The 16,387-nt window shown below is 66.1% G+C and carries 16 protein-coding genes; 11 read left to right on the forward strand and 5 right to left on the reverse strand.

The genetic code is table 11. The features are described 5' to 3' along the window. Together J5474_RS08455 and J5474_RS08460 are read left to right on the forward strand one after the other, a co-directional pair. A complete protein-coding gene (locus J5474_RS08455) occupies positions 1 to 963 on the forward strand; it encodes an aldo/keto reductase (RefSeq protein WP_209360416.1) in 963 nt (320 codons plus the stop codon). Positions 964 to 1,040: 77 nt separating this feature from the next. Beyond that, positions 1,041 to 1,856 (forward strand): ABC transporter substrate-binding protein, encoded by an 816-nt coding sequence (locus J5474_RS08460; RefSeq protein WP_209360418.1) that lies wholly within the window; start codon positions 1,041 to 1,043, stop codon positions 1,854 to 1,856. A 29-nt stretch (positions 1,857 to 1,885) separates the two neighbouring features. Here the strand turns inward: J5474_RS08460 and J5474_RS08465 are convergent, their stop codons facing one another. After that, on the reverse strand, positions 1,886 to 3,094 hold the full coding sequence (locus J5474_RS08465; protein WP_245216354.1) for an aminotransferase-like domain-containing protein: 1,209 nt from the start codon (positions 3,092 to 3,094) through the stop codon (positions 1,886 to 1,888). 150 nt (positions 3,095 to 3,244) lie between these two features. Between J5474_RS08465 and J5474_RS08470 the strand changes: the two genes are divergently transcribed. The 9 genes from J5474_RS08470 to iolB all read left to right on the forward strand — a co-directional run bounded on the left by J5474_RS08470 (position 3,245) and on the right by iolB (position 12,609). Beyond that, a complete protein-coding gene (locus J5474_RS08470; RefSeq protein WP_209360721.1) occupies positions 3,245 to 4,051 on the forward strand; it encodes an amino acid ABC transporter permease in 807 nt (268 codons plus the stop codon). After that, complete coding sequence (locus J5474_RS08475; RefSeq protein ID WP_209360420.1) at positions 4,044 to 4,778, forward strand: amino acid ABC transporter ATP-binding protein; 735 nt, start codon at positions 4,044 to 4,046, stop codon at positions 4,776 to 4,778. Before J5474_RS08470 ends, J5474_RS08475 begins: the two co-directional genes overlap by 8 nt. Before the next feature lie 160 nt (positions 4,779 to 4,938). Next, the gene (locus J5474_RS08480; RefSeq protein WP_209360422.1) at positions 4,939 to 5,415 is read left to right on the forward strand and encodes a MarR family winged helix-turn-helix transcriptional regulator; all 477 of its coding nucleotides are present in this window, start codon (positions 4,939 to 4,941) and stop codon (positions 5,413 to 5,415) included. Between the two features lie 274 nt (positions 5,416 to 5,689). Then, a complete protein-coding gene (locus J5474_RS08485) occupies positions 5,690 to 6,721 on the forward strand; it encodes a LacI family DNA-binding transcriptional regulator (RefSeq protein WP_209360424.1) in 1,032 nt (343 codons plus the stop codon). A 159-nt stretch (positions 6,722 to 6,880) separates the two neighbouring features. After that, positions 6,881 to 8,803 carry a bifunctional 5-dehydro-2-deoxygluconokinase/5-dehydro-2-deoxyphosphogluconate aldolase gene (locus tag J5474_RS08490; RefSeq protein ID WP_209360425.1) on the forward strand — a complete coding sequence of 641 codons (1,923 nt, stop codon included), beginning with the start codon at positions 6,881 to 6,883 and terminating at the stop codon, positions 8,801 to 8,803. Positions 8,804 to 8,814: 11 nt separating this feature from the next. After that, a complete protein-coding gene (gene iolD, locus J5474_RS08495; protein ID WP_209360426.1) occupies positions 8,815 to 10,641 on the forward strand; it encodes a 3D-(3,5/4)-trihydroxycyclohexane-1,2-dione acylhydrolase (decyclizing) in 1,827 nt (608 codons plus the stop codon). A gap of 2 nt (positions 10,642 to 10,643) precedes the next feature. Beyond that, a complete protein-coding gene (iolE, locus tag J5474_RS08500) occupies positions 10,644 to 11,543 on the forward strand; it encodes a myo-inosose-2 dehydratase (protein WP_209360428.1) in 900 nt (299 codons plus the stop codon). Further along, positions 11,543 to 11,788: a hypothetical protein gene (locus J5474_RS08505; RefSeq protein WP_209360429.1), complete on the forward strand. Its 246-nt coding sequence runs from the start codon at positions 11,543 to 11,545 to the stop codon at positions 11,786 to 11,788. Before iolE ends, J5474_RS08505 begins: the two co-directional genes overlap by 1 nt. Next, positions 11,785 to 12,609 carry a 5-deoxy-glucuronate isomerase gene (gene iolB / locus J5474_RS08510; protein ID WP_209360431.1) on the forward strand — a complete coding sequence of 275 codons (825 nt, stop codon included), beginning with the start codon at positions 11,785 to 11,787 and terminating at the stop codon, positions 12,607 to 12,609. The genes J5474_RS08505 and iolB overlap by 4 nt, the downstream gene beginning before the upstream one ends. An 88-nt stretch (positions 12,610 to 12,697) precedes the next feature. Here iolB and J5474_RS08515 read toward each other — a convergent pair whose 3' ends face one another. From J5474_RS08515 to nudC, 4 genes are all read right to left on the reverse strand, one after another. Then, the gene (locus J5474_RS08515; RefSeq protein WP_209360433.1) at positions 12,698 to 14,137 is read right to left on the reverse strand and encodes an FAD-binding oxidoreductase; all 1,440 of its coding nucleotides are present in this window, start codon (positions 14,135 to 14,137) and stop codon (positions 12,698 to 12,700) included. After that, the gene (locus J5474_RS08520; protein WP_209360435.1) at positions 14,092 to 14,892 is read right to left on the reverse strand and encodes a DUF4198 domain-containing protein; all 801 of its coding nucleotides are present in this window, start codon (positions 14,890 to 14,892) and stop codon (positions 14,092 to 14,094) included. The genes J5474_RS08515 and J5474_RS08520 overlap by 46 nt, the downstream gene beginning before the upstream one ends. Positions 14,893 to 14,903: 11 nt before the next feature. Continuing rightward, on the reverse strand, positions 14,904 to 15,371 hold the full coding sequence (locus J5474_RS08525; protein WP_209360437.1) for an SRPBCC family protein: 468 nt from the start codon (positions 15,369 to 15,371) through the stop codon (positions 14,904 to 14,906). Positions 15,372 to 15,450: 79 nt separating this feature from the next. Beyond that, positions 15,451 to 16,383: an NAD(+) diphosphatase gene (nudC, locus tag J5474_RS08530; RefSeq protein ID WP_209360439.1), complete on the reverse strand. Its 933-nt coding sequence runs from the start codon at positions 16,381 to 16,383 to the stop codon at positions 15,451 to 15,453. Between the last annotated feature and the right edge of the window lie 4 nt (positions 16,384 to 16,387).

The following is a 16,387-nucleotide window of genomic DNA, read 5'->3' on the forward strand; positions in this document are numbered from 1 at the left end:
ATGGCCCTCTATTCCCTCGGCAACACCGACCTCGGCGTAACCGAACTCTGCTTCGGGGCCAGCGCCCTTGGCGACATGCCCGACACCTACGGCTACAGCGTCGACGAAGAGCGGGCGCGCGCCACCGTCCGCGCCATCTTCGACTCCGAGGTCAACTTTCTCGACACCTCGCGCAACTACGGCTTTGGCCGCTCTGAAGAACGCATTGGTCAGGTCATCGCGGAGCGCGGCGGCCTGCCGGAGGGCTTCGTGCTGTCGACCAAACTTGACCGCGACATGGAGACAGGCCGCTTCGACGCCGCCCGCGTACGTCAATCGGTCGAGGAAAGCCTGAAGGCCCTGAACCTCGACAGCATCCCGCTTCTGAACCTGCACGACCCGGAACATGCCCGCGACCTGTCGGAGATCACCGGCGAGGGCGGCGCGCTCGACGAACTCTTCAAGCTGAAGGAAGAGGGCATCGCTCAGGCCGTGGGTCTCGCCATGGGACGACTCGACATCATGGAGCCCATCGTACGCGACCGGCCCTTCGACGCGATCGTTTCGCACAACCGATACACATTGCTGAACCGCTCGGCCGATGCGCTTTTTGACTACTGCTACGACAGCGACATCGCCGTGCTGAACGCGGCCCCCTTTGCTGGCGGTGTGCTGGCAAAGGGCGCGGCTTCGATGAAGCAGATCACCTATCAGGAGGCCACCGATGAAGCGTTGGCCCCCGTCCGCGCCATCGAAGCCATCTGCGCCCGCTACGGCATAGCCCCCGGCGCCGCCGCGCTGGCCTTCTCGCTGCGCGACCCGCGCATCACCTCCACCGTGGTCGGCGTGTCAAAGCCGGAGCGCGTGCAGCAGACGCTCGACTGGGCCGCGACGACGATCCCGGCAGAGATGTGGGACGCACTCGGCGCGCTGCCCTTCGACACCGCCGACCCGGAGGCCAACCGCGACTACCGCCCCGGCTGATGCCCCCGGTTGACGCGGCGTTTGACAAGTTCCGCGAAGCCGTCAAAGCTTTGCCCGAGCCAACCCGGAGTCTGCCCATGAAACCCCTGCTGCCGATCGCTCTCGCACTCACCCTCGCCACCCCCGCCTTCGCACAGAATGAGTGCGCGGCGGGCAAGACCCTGCATGAGGGGCGCCTGACCATCGCCACCGGCAACCCGGCGTTTTACCCGTGGGTACTGGACGACAAACCTCAGTCGGGTCAGGGGTTCGAGGCCGCCGTGGCCTATGCGGTCGCCGCAAAGATGGGCTTCGAACCGGACACCGTGGACTGGACCCGCTCCAGCTTCGACCAGGCGATCCAGCCGGGGGAGAAGGACTTCGACTTCAACCTCCAGCAGTTCTCCATCACGCCGGAGCGGGAGGAGGTCGTGGATTTCTCGATCCCCTATTATTCCTCCGCCATGGCCGTGCTGACCACCAAAAGCGTCGTGGACGGGGGCGCCACGCCGACACTCGACAGCCTCAAGGGACTGATCTGGGGCGCCGATGCCAACACCACTGCGGTGAAAATGCTGGCCGACCTGATCGCCCCGGAAGCCGGGCCGATGCTGTATAACGACAACGTCGACGTGACGGCGGCGATGCAGGCGGGGCAGATCGACGCCGCGCTCTTTGACCTGCCGACAGCGCTGTACCTTTCGGCGGTGGTGGTGCCCGACGGCGCGATCCTCGGCCAGTTCCCCGCTGACCGGACAGAGACGCCGGACCAGTTCGGCCTGCTCATGGTGAACGACAGCCCGCTGAAGCCATGCGTCGACGCGGCCCTGCAGGAACTGATCGATGCGGGCACGCTCGCTGCGATCGAAAAGGAGTGGCTGGAGGAGGCAACCGGCGTTCCGGTCATCGAATGATGCACAGGGTATACCGGCGGGATGCCGCCTCAGGCCCCCCGGAGAAGCCGCGCGAGCCGCGCCATGCCTTCGTCGATCTGCGCCTCCGTTGCGCAGGAAAACGACAGGCGCAGCGTGTTGCGCCCCGATCCATCGGCAAAGAACGCGCTCCCCGGCACGAAAGCCACGCGCTCCGATTTCAGCGATTCTGCCAGCAGCGCCGCCGCGTCCACGCCGTCCGGGAGGTTCAACCAGACGAACATGCCGCCCTCGGGCTTCGTCCATGTCACCCCGTCCGGCATCTCCCGCGCCAGCGCCACGAGCATCCGGTCGCGTCGCGCGCCATAGACCGTTCGCAGCCCCGCCACATGCGCATCAAAGAGTCGCCGCGCCACGTGGTCGACCGCGATCTGGTTCAGCGTCGGCGAATGCAGGTCGGCGGCCTGCTTCAGCAGCACCAACCGCTCGATCACCGGCTTCGCCGCGCAAACCCAGCCGACACGCAGCCCCGGTGCCAGCGTCTTTGAGAACGAGCCACAGTAGATCACCCGCGCCGCGTCGATCCCGCCGCAGCGCGCCACATCAGTTGCCAGCATCGGCGGCACCTGTGCACCATCGTAGCGCAGCGCCTGGTAGGCGCCGTCCTCGATCACCGCAATACCCAGCGACTCCGCCATGTCCAGCAGCCGCATGCGCCCCGCGGCGTCCAGCGTTTCTCCGGTTGGGTTGGCGAAATCCGGCGACACGTACGCCATTTTCACCCGCCCGCCAGCCGCCTCCGCCTCTGCCTGCAAGGTGGCCGCATCGGCATTGCCCCATGGATCGAGGCGCGCGTATCGCGGTTCGCAGGCGTTGAACGCCCCCAGCGCGCCAAGATATGTGGGCCAGCCCACCAGTGCCGTATCTCCGGGCGTGATGAAGAGTTTCCCAAGGTAATCAAGCGCCTGCTGGGAACCGGAGGTGATGACGATGTTCTCGGCCGCGCAGGGCACGCCCAGGGTGCCCATGTGCCTGGAAAGCCATTGGCGCAGTGGCCCGTAGCCTTCGGAGACCGAATATTGCAGCGCTTGCCCCGCGCCGGGGCCGCTCATCGCCTCTGCCATCGCCTCGGCGAATTCCGCCTTGGGGAAAAGCGTCGGATCGGGGATTCCGCCGGCAAACGACAGGATGTCGGGCTGATCCAGCAGCTTCAGCAACTCGCGGATTTCCGAGGCCTTCATGCGCCCCATGCGCCGCGCCAGTACCGGGGTCCAGTCCATCCTCGTCCCTCCCTCTCCCTGACTTCAAGGGCTACGCGCGGCGAGAAAGGTCCGCAATTCTTACCTATCCTTTGTAACACGACGTGAAGCGTTTGACAGCGCCTCGATCGGCGGCGACAGTCGCGCGACGCAGACAGGTCAATGCACGCAATGCCCACCCGCCGAGAGCTTTATGACCGCGCCCAGCGCCGCCGCGCGAACCTGATCGCCACTCTGTCGACGGGCGCCGTGCTGCTGGCGCTGGTTCTTCTTGTGCCCCGTGCCCCCGGCTGGGAGGCGGTCCAGCGCGCGTTTTTCAACGCCGAGATCTTTGCCCGCACCTTCCCCGGTCTGCTGCAGGCCTTTGTGCTGGACGTCGCAATCTTTGCCTGGTGCGCGCCGTTGATCGCAGTGTTGTCGCTGGCGCTGGCCATCGCCCGTGACCTGCGCGCGCCCGCGTTCACGCCGCTGCGCCTTGCCGCCACCGCCTTTATCGACGTGTTCCGGGGGCTGCCGGTGATCCTCGTGATCTACCTCGTGGGCTTCGGCATTCCCGGCCTCGGCCTGCCGCGACCGTGGAACTCGCCCTACCTCTGGGGGTCACTCTCCCTGATCCTCGTCTACGCGGCCTATACAGCCGAAGTCATCCGCTCTGGCATCGACTCTATTCACACCAGCCAGCGCGCCGCAGCGCTCTCTCTGGGCCTGTCCGAGGCCGACACCATGCGCTACGTGATCCTGCCGCAGGCCATCCGCCGCGTGATCCCGGCCAACATGAACCTCTTCATCGCTCTGCAAAAGGACGTGGCCCTCCTGTCGTTCATCGGCCCGGTCGAAATCTTCCGTCAGGCGGGCGTCTACAAGTCGCTGATGGCAAACTTTACCCCCTATGTCGGGGCTGCGCTGATCTTCCTCGTCATCACCATCCCCGCCACCCGCTACGCCGACTATCTCATGGCCCGCCGGAAACATGACTGAAGCCCTGCTGGAAACGCGTGGATTGGTGAAACGCTATGGGCCGCACACCGTTCTGAACGGGATCGACCTGCATATCGCACCGGGCCAGATGACCTGCCTGGTCGGCGCGTCGGGATCCGGAAAATCGACGCTGCTGAAATGCCTCAACCTTCTGGAACCCATCGACGACGGGCAGATCCTGCTGGGCGAAGAGGACATTTCCGAACCCGGCCGCGATCCGCAGCCCCTGCGACAGCGCATCGGCATGGTCTTTCAGTCCTACAACCTCTTTCCCCATATGACCGCGCTGGAAAACGCCCTCCTCGCGCCGCGCCGCGTCCACCGCAAACCCCGCACGGAATTCCTGCCCGCGATCGAGGCGCTCTTTGAGCGTTTCGGGCTTTCTGCGCATATGCACCACTACCCTGACCAGCTTTCGGGCGGGCAGCAGCAGCGGGTGGCCATCGTGCGCGCGCTGGCGATGAAACCACAGGTCATGCTGTTTGATGAGATCACCTCCGCGCTCGACCCCGAACTGGTGGGCGAAGTCCTTGACGTGCTGCGCCAACTCCGCGCCGAGGGCATGACCATGATCCTCGCCACGCACGAAATGGCCTTTGCCCGCGAATTGGCGGATACGATCTGTTTCCTGGACGGTGGCCGCGTCATCGAACAGGCGCCGCCCGCCGCCTTCTTCACCGCCCCGGAACACGCGAGAACCCGCGCCTTCCTCGCCCGCGTGCTCTGACCATTTGCGACCGCCTGCCAGACACGCCCGACGCGGGTCTGCGGACAGCCTCAGCGGTGTGCCGTTAACGATTGTGCAACCAGTAGTTTGCGATCCGACTTGTTGACTAAACAATCCTTGAGGCCACAATCAAAGACATCTTGCCGCAAGGATGCAGACAATGAGCAGAATGGATCGCAGATTCGAAGACACCGGCATGGGATCACCGGGCCGCTTCCTGACCTTCCGCCTGGCGCGAGTGCAGGCAAAGCTTAACGCCCAGTCGAGCCGCATTCTGAGAGACCACGCCGGGATCACCCTGACGCAATGGCGCCTGCTGGCGCTGATCGGCAACGCGGGGCGCACCACCGCCGCCGTACTGTCGCGCGAAGTGGCCATGGACAAGGGCCTGATCTCCCGCAATATCAAGACGATGGTGAGCGACGGGTTGGTGCGCATCACGCTCGATCCTGACGACAACCGCGCCCAGCACCTCGAACTGAGCGAGGCCGGGAACAAGATGTTCACGGAAACCCTCCCTCGGATGCGGGCGCGGCAGGATGCGCTGCGGGCGCTGTTCGACATCGAGGAGGAAGAGGTCTTCAACCGCGTGCTCGACAAGCTCGACCGCATTGCCGATGACCGCGACCACGGTTGACGGATCGGGCCGGAAGCGGTCAGGTTTGAGATACCGACGGGACGGGGCACGACAGCCCCGTTGGCAATGTGTTCTGCGTCAGTCGAAGTAGAAGCCCAAGAGCAAAAGGACCCCCTCTCCGGCCCGCGTCTTGCACCGGACGGCTCACCCCTTGCAAGGCGGGGCCATTGCGATGCGAGTAACAAATCACGCGGGGCGGAAATCCTTGCAAAAACCATCACCATCCCGCATCACGATCTGACAGTACTCCCTGACAGGATCCGATGAGGCGCGCATGGCCGGTCGTCCCACCATCACCGATCTCGCGCGTGAGGCGCAGGTTTCTGTCGCGACCGTCGACCGGGTGCTGAACGGCCGCGCGCGCGTTCGCGAGGAAACCGCCCGCCGTGTCTACGAGGCCGCGCAGCGTATCGGCTATCATGCCGCCGCGCTGATCGGGCAGCGCATGATGGCCGACCTGCCGGAGATCCGCTTCGGCATCGTGTTTGCCAAGGAACGCCAACCCTTCTACCAGCACTTCCGCGAGGAGATGGAGGGCGCTATCGCCCGCGCCACCGGCATAAGGGGCCGGATGTTCGTGGAGTTCTCGCCCTCCCAGAGCCCCTCTGATTTCGCCGAACTGCTGGAAAAGGTCAGCCACCGCGCGGATGTGGTCGCCGCGACCGCCGTCAACCACATTCAGGTCACCGACACGGTGGCGCGCATTCAGGAACGCGGCGTGCCCTGCATGTCCCTGCTGAATGACTTTGCCCAGGGCGTGCGGAAGTCCTACATCGGAATCAATAACATGAAGGCAGGTCGCGTGGCCGCCCACATGCTGTCCAAGTCGATCCGCGAACCCGGCAAGATCGCCGTCTTTGTCGGCGGTTTCCGCTGGCACGGGCATGAGCTTCGCGAAACCGGCTTTCGGTCGTACTTTCGCGAATACGGCCCCGGCTACCGTATTCTGGACACGCTGGTGAACCTCGAAACCCGGCAGCTGACCTACGAGGCGACGCTGGAACTCCTGCAGCGGCATCCCGACTTGCGCGGTCTTTATTGCGCGGGCGGTGGCATGGAGGGCGCAATCGCCGCGCTCCGCGAGGCGCGCGCGCCCGGTGACGTCGCGCTGGTCGTGCACGAGTTCACCGCCGAGAGCCGTGCCGCCCTCGCTGACCGTTATGCGGAGATGGTGGTCGCCACGCCACTGCAACAACTTTGCGAGGCCTGCGTCGACCTCGCTACCAAAACGGTGCAGGGCGGCGCCCCGCTGACACCCGGCCAGCTATTCCTGCGGCCCGACCTGTACCTGCCCGAATCCGTCTGACAGCCGCCAAAGTCCTCATCTACGGCCCGGCCTGGCCTATCAGCCATGAGAGGAAACACTCTCACCCCGTTGACCGACGGCCCCGACCTCCGTCATTTCCGTCCGCGGAGGCGGTATCCGGGGGAGGGTGCCGCGGGAGATTCTTGCAAGGGCCTGACCATGACCAAACCCCTCGACGTCATCACGATCGGGCGCTCTTCGGTGGACCTTTACGGCGCGCAGGTGGGCGGCCGTCTCGAGGACATGGCGAGCTTCAACAAATACATCGGCGGATCGCCGACCAACATCGCGGCGGGCACCGCGCGGCTGGGGCTGAAATCCGCGCTCATCACCCGCGTCGGCGACGAACACATGGGCCGCTTCATCCGCGAGCAACTGGCCCGCGAGGGCGTCGACACGCGCGGCATCGTCACCGACAAGGAGCGCCTGACCGCGCTCGTCATCCTTGGCATCCGGGACCAGGAACAGTTCCCCCTGATCTTCTACCGAGAAAATTGCGCCGACATGGCGCTGGATGTCTCCGACATCGACGAGACCTTCATCACGCAGGCGCGCGCCGTTGTTGCCACCGGCACCCATCTCAGCCATCTCCGCACGGAGGCCGCCGTGCTGAAGGCGCTTGAAATCGCGCGCGCGGACGGGATGCAGACGGCGCTCGACATCGACTACCGGCCGAATCTCTGGGGGCTTTCGGGCCATGGCGATGGCGAAAACCGGTTTATCGCCTCCCAAAAGGTCACGGCTAAACTGCAGTCCACCCTGCACCTCTTCGATCTGATCGTCGGCACGGAAGAAGAATTCCACATCGCCGGTGGCACCACCGACACCATCGCCGCGCTGCGGGCGGTCCGCGCGGTATCGGACGCCACGCTGGTCTGCAAACGCGGTCCCATGGGCGCCGCAGCCTTCGAGGACGCGATCCCCGACAGCCTGGACGACGGTCAGACCGGGCCCGGCTTCCCCATCGAGGTCTTCAACGTGCTGGGCGCGGGCGACGGCTTCATGTCCGGGCTGCTGAAGGGCTGGCTTGACGGCGAGGACTGGCCCACCGCGCTGACCTACGCCAACGCCTGCGGCGCCTTCGCCGTCTCGCGCCACGGCTGCGCGCCCGCTTACCCGTCCTGGACAGAGTTGCAATTCTTTCTCGAACGCGGCGTGCAGGAGAAGGCCCTGCGCAAGGACCGTGCTCTGGAGCAGATCCACTGGTCGACCAACCGGCGCGGTGCCTGGCCGGACCTGCGCGTCTTTGCCTTCGACCACCGGATGCAGCTTGAGGAGCTCGAAGGCGCGACGCCGCAAAGGATCGATGCCTTCAAATCGCTTTGCCTCCAAGCCACCCAACAGGTCGCCGCCGGCCAGCCCGGCCATGGCATCCTCTGTGACGGGCGGCTTGGCCGTGACACGCTTTACAGGGCGGCAGGCACCGGCCTCTGGATCGGGCGCCCGGCGGAATGGCCCGGATCGCGCGCCCTGACGCTGGAACCGGAGATCGGCCCGGACTGCGGCGGGCTGGCCGAATGGCCGCTGGAGCACGTGGTGAAATGCCTGTGCTTCTACCATCCCGACGACACCGCAGAGATGAAGGCGCAGCAGGAGGAGACCGTTACCCGCCTCTTTCACGCGTGCCGCCGCAACACCCTTGAGTTTCTGCTTGAAGTCATCCCTTCGAAATGCGGTCCCGTGACCGACACGACCACGGCGGAGGTCATTCAGCGTTTCTACGACATCGGAGTCTATCCGGACTGGTGGAAGCTGGAACCGATGCAGAGCGTGGCCGGCTGGCAGGCCGCCTGCAACGCCATCGAGCGCAACGACATGTATACACGCGGCATCGTGGTGCTGGGGCTGGCCGCAAAAGAGGCCGCGCTGGCCCAAAGTTTCGCCGTGGCGGCCCGCTTCCCTCTGGTGAAGGGCTTTGCCGTGGGGCGCACGATCTTTGGCGCCGCCGCAAATGACTGGATGGCCGGCACGATGACCGACGCCGAGGCGGTCGCGCAAATGCGGGACACTTACGCCCGGCTGTGCAAGACATGGGATGAGGCACGGGCCGCCGCCACGCATGGCGCCAGGGCAACTGTGTGAGGGAGGACCCGATGGCAACGATCCGATTGACCGCCGCGCAGGCGATGGTGCGCTACCTGTCCAACCAGATGACCGAGGATCGCGGGCGTTTCCTCGAAGGCGCCTGGGCGATTTTCGGCCACGGCAACGTGGCGGGGCTGGGAGAGGCGCTGTATCACGCAGGCGACAGTTTCCCCACTTGGCGCGGCCACAACGAGCAGACCATGGCGCATACGGCCATCGCGTTTGCCAAGCAACTGCGGCGCAGGCGGGCGATGATGGTGACCTCCTCCATCGGGCCGGGCGCGCTGAACATGGTAACGGCCGCAGGGGTGGCGCATGTGAACCGCCTGCCGGTGCTGTTCGTGCCGGGCGATGTCTTTGCCAACCGTGGCCCCGACCCGGTCCTGCAACAGATCGAGGACTTCGAGGACGGCACGGTTTCGGTCAACGACTGCTTCCGGCCGGTCTCGCGCTACTTCGACCGCATTTCCCGCCCGGAACACCTGCTGACCGCTCTGCCCCGCGCCATGGCAACCCTGACCGATCCGGCGCAATGCGGACCCGTCACGCTGTCCTTCTGTCAGGACGTGCAGGCCGAAGCCTACGACTGGCCGGAGGCGTTCTTTGCGCCGAGGGTCTGGTATCAGCGCCGCATCCGCCCGGATCACGGCGAGTTGCATCGCGTGGCGCAGGCGATCAAGGCGGCCAAACACCCGCTGATCGTGGCCGGTGGCGGCGTGCATTACTCGGACGCCTGCGAAAACCTCCGCCACTTCGCCGAAGAGCACACCATCGCAGTGGTCGAAACGCAGGCCGGGAAATCCGCCCTGCCCTGGGATCACCCGCTGAACCTCGGCCCTGTCGGGGTGACGGGGGCGGAATGCGCCAATACCGCCTGCGCCGGGGCCGACCTCGTGTTGGGTGTCGGCACGCGGTTTCAGGATTTCACCACCGGTTCGTGGACCGTATTCAACAAGGATACGACGCTCGTCAGCCTCAATGTGAACGCCTACGATGCGGCAAAGCACGGCGCGCTGCCGCTGCAATCGGATGCCCGCTCCGGCCTGACCGAACTGGCGCTGGAGCTGTCCGGCTACGACGGCCACGCGCCGGACCCGGAGCTGAAAGCCGAATGGTTCGCCAAGGTCGACCCGCTGACAGATGCGCCATCGGACGGCAACGCCCTGCCGACCGATCAGCAGGTCATCGGGGCGGTGCAACGTGCCTCCGGTCCAGACACAGTGGTGATGTGCGCCGCAGGCACCATGCCCGGAGAGTTGCACAAGCTCTGGAAGGCCGCCCGCCCCGGCGCCTACCACATGGAATACGGTTTTTCCTGCATGGGCTACGAGATCGCCGGGGCCGTCGGCATCAAGATGGCCCAGCCCGACCGCGACGTGATCTGCATGCTGGGCGACGGGTCCTACATGATGGCCAATTCCGAGCTCGCCACGGCGGCGGCCATGGGCATCAGGATCACCCTCGTCATCACCGACAACCGTGGCTACGGCTGCATCAACCGGCTGCAAATGGGCTGCGGCGGGGCGGAGTTCAACAATCTGCTGGACCATTCGTCCGCGGCGGACACCAACATCGACTTCGCCGCGCACGCCGCCAGCATGGGCGCGGCGGCGGTGCACGTCGGCAGCATTGCCGAACTCGAGGACGCCCTGCACCGCGCCAAGGCGGCCACCGGCCCCTTTGTCGTGGTGATCGACACCGATCCCTACCCCAGCACCCCGCATGGCGGCCACTGGTGGGATGTTGCGGTGCCCGAAGTCGCCGAGCGCGCCGAAGTGAACGCGGCCCGCAAGGTTTATGAAACCGCGCTGGACCAGCGCAACCGAGGATCATGACGATGAGCGTCAAATTCGGCATTTCCCCCATCGCATGGCAGAACGACGACCTGCCCGACCTGACCGCCGCATTCAGCATGGAGCAATGCCTGCGCGAGGCGCGCGACATCGGCTACACCGGGATCGAGCGCGGCCGCCGGATGCCCGCCGACACCGAAGGTTTGAAAGCCTATCTGCGGAAATACGACATCGCGCTGTGTGGTGGCTGGTGTTCAGGCAACCTGCACGTCGCCTCCGTCAAGGACGAGATTGCCGCCATCACCCAGCAGGTCGACCAGTTCATCGCGCTGGACGCGCCCTGCCTTGTTTACGCGGAATGTTCGAACACCGTGCAGGGCATGGCCAATACGCCAGTGAATGACCGCCCGAAGCTTGGCCGCGACGCGGTGCTGGCCTACGCGCGCAAACTCTCCGAGGTCGCGCAGTGGATGCAGGATCGCGGGATGCAGATGGCCTATCACCATCACATGGGGTCGATGATCGAATCCGAGGATGACGTGAACTGGCTGATGGAGGGCTCGTCCGACGCTGTGAAACTTTGCTTCGACACCGGGCACCTGCTGTTTGGCGGCGGCGACGTGATGGCGACAATGGTTCGCTGGGCGCATCGGATTCACCACGTGCACTTCAAGGACATCCGCCCGGACGTTGTGCGGGACGTACGGGCGCATGATCGCTCTTTCCTCGATGCGGTGATCGCGGGCGCCTTCACCGTGCCAGGTGACGGCTGCATCGACTTCCAGGCCGTCACGGACAAGCTGAAGGCCATGGACTACGCCGGCTGGATCGTGGTCGAGGCCGAGCAGGACCCGGCCAAGGCCCCGCCCTACGCCTATAGCCAGAAGGGCTACCGCCATATTCTGGACGTCTGCGCGCAGGCCGGGCTGGCGGTGGACCACTGATGGCACGGCTGCTCGACGTTCAGCACCCGTGGTTCGTACCGCTCTGGCGGCGCATCGCAACCGTCGGCGCCTGCCTTGGCTGGGCCACTCTGGAGCTGTCACTCGGCAACAATGGCTGGGCTGCCATGCTGGGCCTGCTGGGGCTTTATTGCGCGCATCAGTTCTTTGTCGCCTTCGATCCGCCCCCGGATCAGCCCGAAGACCCGGAAGCCCCGCGAAACCATACCGAAAAGGACCCCGGATGACCCACCTTCTGCGCAAGCCCACCGGTACGACCGGACACGTGCACGCCATCACCGTCGACACCGCCAAAACCCCCGACAGCCCGGAGTGGGGCTACGTGGGCTTCGACCTCTGGCGGCTGGCTCCGGGAGAAGAGGCCTCCGGCACCACGGGCGACCGGGAGGTGATCCTAGTGCTGGTCGAGGGCAGGGCCCGGGTGGCGGGCGCGGACCGGGATTTCGGGGAGATGGGCGACCGTATGGACGTCTTCGAAAAGACCCCGCCGCACGCGGTCTACATTCCGCGCGGCGCGGCGTGGCACGCGGCGGCCACGACCGATTGTACACTGGCTGTATGCTCTGCCCCCGCCACCGCCGACTACCCGGCGACCAGGCTCGGCCCCGAGGGCATCGACATGGTGCAGCGCGGCAAGAATGCCAACACCCGCTACATCCACAATGTGGCGATGGAGGACCGGGATGTGGCCTCTTCCCTGCTGGTGACAGAAGTCTTCACCCCCGCCGGCAACTGGTCATCCTACCCGCCGCACCGTCATGACGAGAACGATTTTCCCGACATGACCTATCTCGAAGAGACCTATTACCACCGCCTGAACCCGGCACAGGGCTACGGGCACCAGCGGGTCTTTACCGAGGACGGATCGCTCGACGTGACCATGTCGGTATCCAGCCACGACGTGACGCTGGTGCCGAAGGGGCATCATCCCTGCGGCGCACCCTACGGATACGAGATGTATTACCTGAACGTCATGGCGGGTCCGATCCGCAAATGGCGGTTCCGCAACCACCCCGATCACGACTGGATCGCACAGCGCGACGCCTGAAACCTCGGGCCTGTGCACGCGGCGCACACCGGGGTCTGTCTGCCCCCGGACCCCCGAGAGGTATTTAAACCAGGAAGAAGCAGCAGCGTCAGGCGGGCGGTACCGTCTTGCCCGGGTTGAGGATGCCCTTCGGATCGAGCGCCTGCTTGATCGCGCGCATCATGTCGAGCGCGACCGGGTCCTTCCGGCGGGCCATGCTGGCCAGTTTCGAGGTGCCGATACCGTGTTCGGCGGAAAAGCTGCCGCCGAGCGTCAGCACGACGTCCTCCACCGCCTCCATCACCGGATCCCGCTGCGCGGAGTCTTCCAGCCAGACGACATAGTGCAGGTTGCCATCGCCAAGATGCGCCACGGTCATATCGCGGGCCTCGGCGGCGATGGCGCGGACACGGGCACCGGCCATGTCGAGAAAACGCGCCACACGGTCGAGCGGCACGGCCACGTCATTCACCACCGCCGGACGGTGCGAGAGAGAGATTTCTGCGGCGGCCTCGCGCCGGGCCCAGAAGGCGGCGCGCTGTGCGTCCGACCGGGCCACTGTGGCGTCGAGCACGAGGCCTTCTCCGTAGAGCTGCGCGAGTACGGCTTCGAGATAGCCGGTAAGCGGCACAGCCCCGTCTGGACCGGTGTCGGCATCGCGCGGCGCGGTGGCGGAAAGCTCAACCAGGATATTCACGTCGTACCCAGTGTCGAAGGGCGGGCGCGCGGCGGGGTCGAGCCGGGCGTGCGCCTCCATATAGGCGCGCGGCATGTACTCGAAGGCCTCCACCGCGCCGCCGGTCATCTGCTGCAGACGGTTCAGAAGCATGAGCGCACCGTCGAGCGTTTCGGTCGCCACCATCGCCGTGGCATGGGCGCGCGGCGCCGGCGTCAGTTTCAGCACCGCGCGGGTTATGACGGCCAGCGTCCCTTCGGAGCCGATCAACAGGTGGCGCAGGTCGTAACCGGTGTTGTTCTTGTGCAGTTCCGACATGAGGTCGACCACCCGCCCATCGGCCAGAACCGCCTCCAGCCCCAGTACGAGGTCGCGGGTATTGCCATACCGAAGCACGTTGGAGCCACCGGCATTGGTGGCAAGAAGGCCGCCGAGACGCGCGGAGCCCTTCGCCCCGAAGGTCATCGGGAAACACAGGTCGTACACAGCGGCGGCGGCGTGCAGGTCCGACAGGATCACACCGGCACCGACGCGGGCGACGCGGGCCTCGGGCCGGATCTCCTCGATCCTGTCGAGCCGGTCCAGCGAGAGCATCACCGCCCCCTCCCCCAGCGTGCCACCCGACAACCCGGTATGGCCGGAGACCGGCACCACCGGCACGCCTTCGGCATGGGCCAGCCGCATCACGGTGGAGACCGCGCCGGTGTCGCGCGGACGCACCACGCAGAGCGGGGTCCATTGGTACTGCCCCGTCCAGTCGCGCGACCAGGGAGCCATGTCCGCGCCGGTCAGAACCGCATTGCCCAGCGCGGCGCGCAGCGCCTCGATCACTGCGGCACCGCGAAGGTCAGCGATGCCCAGCGGCTGCTCCATGCCGGTCCGTCGCCCTGCACCGGCAATTCCAGCATGGTCACCGCGTCCAGCAGGTAGGCATGGCCCGGCGTCACGTCGACGACCGTCCGGCCCTCTGCGTCCGTGCGATAGAGGCGCACGTCGACCGTCCCATCGGGGGACTTGTCAAAGACCTCCACCTGCGCATCGCCGCGCGGGGCGCCCTCGTACAGCACCCGGATCGGAAAACCGTCCGAGAGGTCGTCGGTATAGGGGTTGGCCTCCGCGACGATCTCCGTCTCCAGCCCCACCTCCGCGTCCGATCCCCGTCCTTCGCCCAGCGCAACGAGGCTTTTGGCAAAGCGCGTGTACTGCTCGCGCACAATGTCGTGGTCCAGCCCGCGCCCGTCATGGGCCGCGCAGGCCCAGCCGATATCCTTGTGATCGCAGAACCGCTCGAACGTGGCGCGGTCCTTGTAGGTCAGCGTGTAATCCCGGGTCACATGCACCACCGTGGCAAGCCCCTCGCGGCCGACCACCATGTTCAGCGCGGGCATGTCGCCGGGGCGCCCCTGCACCGGGATCACCTCCCCTGCGACAATCACGTCGAAGCGGCGAAAGTTCGGTGGCACGTAGGCAGAGGATGCCCCCTTCAGCCGGTCGCCCACCTTCAGCCTCGCGACCACCGGCGTGTCGGGGGCAACGACATACGCCTCCGGCTCGATCCAGAATTCATGCGCCCGTACAGGCTGCAAACCCATCGCATAGAGCACAAGCGCCACCCAGCCCAACCGCATCGCGATCTCCCTCAACCGGTCTGAAGACGTTTTTCAAGGTCGCGGGCAAGGGTCTTCATCCGCTCCCGGAACCGGCGCTCCATCCCCCCCTTGGCAAGCTTCAGCGACTGCACCAGCAGCCGCGCCGAAAGCGTCGTCGGCACCATGTCCACCGTCACCCCGATCCGCGTGCGCGTCCGCGACAGAGCCACCACGTCGAGGATCATCCCCACCTGAAGCCCGCCGCTGGTGGAAGCAAAGACCATGCGGTCCGGCGGCTGGAACTCGGTCAGTTGGATATCCGCCTCGCGCGTCTTGCCGCGAAACCCGAAACTGGCGTGCCAGGTCATGCCTTCAGCCGCCCCCGTCGCCGGGCCGGAGGTCCGCTGCACGTCCGTCCCGCGGCGCAGCGCCTGCCGTTCGACGCTGTCGAAATCCGACAGCGCGGCGAACACCCGATCCAGCGGCGCCTCGACATCTTCGCGTGCGGTTAGTTGCATGGCCTGTTCCTTTTGTAGCCCTGCGGGGACTGCCCTTGTGAGAAGGACCATAGCCGAACGGCCCCGTCAATCCAACGGCTTAGGCAAGCCTGTCGGTCAGCCACGCATTCAGCAGGAAATGCGCGATGGCCCCCTTGCGCGCGGGCAGCACGTCCGTCCTCAGCCCGGCGGCGGAATCGGCGACCTCCTCGCGGGTCAGCCAGCGCGCATCCTCCAGTTCCGCCGGATCGATGCGGATCTCGTCGCTCTCCGCCGCGCCGTGGCAGCCGAACATCAGAGAAGACGGAAAGGCCCATGGCTGGCTGGCAAGATACCGCACGCGCCCCACCCGGATGCCGGATTCCTCCAGCACTTCGCGGCGCACGGCGGCCTCGATGGTCTCGCCCGGTTCGACAAAGCCCGCAAGACAGGAATACATGCCCTCCGGCCAGCCGGGAGAACGCCCCAGCAGGCAGCGGTTGCCATGGGTGATCAGCATGATGACCACCGGATCGGTACGCGGAAAATGCGGTGCACCGCAACGCGTGCAGTTCCGCTGCCAGCCGGATTGCGACACCTCCGAGGGCGCACCGCAGCGGGCACAGAAGCCATGCGTGGCGTGCCAGCCGTGGATTGCCTTCGCCGTCGCGGCCAGTTCCGCGTCCCGCGCGCCAAGCTGCGTCATGATCCGCCGCAGTTCCGCGAACCGCCCCTCCGGGCAATCCGGATGCACCTGTTCGGAGGCATCGACAAAGGACCCGAGCGAGGACAAGTCCTCCTCCGGCTGCCAGCCGATTTCCACCGCGAGCACCAGCCGCGCCGCCTCCCGTCCCAGCAGAACCGGCGAACGCACCGCACGCGCCAGCAAGGGATGGCCCAGCGGCAGCCGCATCAGGCCCGCATCCGATATCAGCACCTTGCCGCGCCAGAGCACCACCGCAACGCGGTCCTGTCCGCTCAGGTCTCTGCCCCGCAACTCGGCCGCGCGGTCAAGGCCCGAGCCGCCGAATGTCACCGTTTCCGCATGTCGCATCGCG

The organism is Sagittula salina (assembly GCF_017813235.1).
GTDB classification, from domain to species: domain Bacteria; phylum Pseudomonadota; class Alphaproteobacteria; order Rhodobacterales; family Rhodobacteraceae; genus Sagittula; species Sagittula salina.

What these genes read in the sequence shown, in the direction of transcription:
- iolE (WP_209360428.1), top strand. Translation starts at nt 10,644, where the DNA reads ATGAGCGTCAAATTCGGCATTTCCCCCATCGCATGGCAGAACGACGAC.
- J5474_RS08525 (WP_209360437.1), bottom strand. Translation starts at nt 15,371, where the DNA reads ATGCAACTAACCGCACGCGAAGATGTCGAGGCGCCGCTGGATCGGGTG.
- J5474_RS08455 (WP_209360416.1), top strand. Translation starts at nt 1, where the DNA reads ATGGCCCTCTATTCCCTCGGCAACACCGACCTCGGCGTAACCGAACTC.
- J5474_RS08465 (WP_245216354.1), bottom strand. Translation starts at nt 3,094, where the DNA reads ATGGACTGGACCCCGGTACTGGCGCGGCGCATGGGGCGCATGAAGGCC.
- iolD (WP_209360426.1), top strand. Translation starts at nt 8,815, where the DNA reads ATGGCAACGATCCGATTGACCGCCGCGCAGGCGATGGTGCGCTACCTG.
- J5474_RS08460 (WP_209360418.1), top strand. Translation starts at nt 1,041, where the DNA reads ATGAAACCCCTGCTGCCGATCGCTCTCGCACTCACCCTCGCCACCCCC.
- J5474_RS08480 (WP_209360422.1), top strand. Translation starts at nt 4,939, where the DNA reads ATGAGCAGAATGGATCGCAGATTCGAAGACACCGGCATGGGATCACCG.
- J5474_RS08475 (WP_209360420.1), top strand. Translation starts at nt 4,044, where the DNA reads ATGACTGAAGCCCTGCTGGAAACGCGTGGATTGGTGAAACGCTATGGG.
- iolB (WP_209360431.1), top strand. Translation starts at nt 11,785, where the DNA reads ATGACCCACCTTCTGCGCAAGCCCACCGGTACGACCGGACACGTGCAC.
- nudC (WP_209360439.1), bottom strand. Translation starts at nt 16,383, where the DNA reads ATGCGACATGCGGAAACGGTGACATTCGGCGGCTCGGGCCTTGACCGC.
- J5474_RS08520 (WP_209360435.1), bottom strand. Translation starts at nt 14,892, where the DNA reads ATGCGGTTGGGCTGGGTGGCGCTTGTGCTCTATGCGATGGGTTTGCAG.
- J5474_RS08485 (WP_209360424.1), top strand. Translation starts at nt 5,690, where the DNA reads ATGGCCGGTCGTCCCACCATCACCGATCTCGCGCGTGAGGCGCAGGTT.
- J5474_RS08490 (WP_209360425.1), top strand. Translation starts at nt 6,881, where the DNA reads ATGACCAAACCCCTCGACGTCATCACGATCGGGCGCTCTTCGGTGGAC.
- J5474_RS08505 (WP_209360429.1), top strand. Translation starts at nt 11,543, where the DNA reads ATGGCACGGCTGCTCGACGTTCAGCACCCGTGGTTCGTACCGCTCTGG.
- J5474_RS08470 (WP_209360721.1), top strand. Translation starts at nt 3,245, where the DNA reads ATGCCCACCCGCCGAGAGCTTTATGACCGCGCCCAGCGCCGCCGCGCG.
- J5474_RS08515 (WP_209360433.1), bottom strand. Translation starts at nt 14,137, where the DNA reads ATGGAGCAGCCGCTGGGCATCGCTGACCTTCGCGGTGCCGCAGTGATC.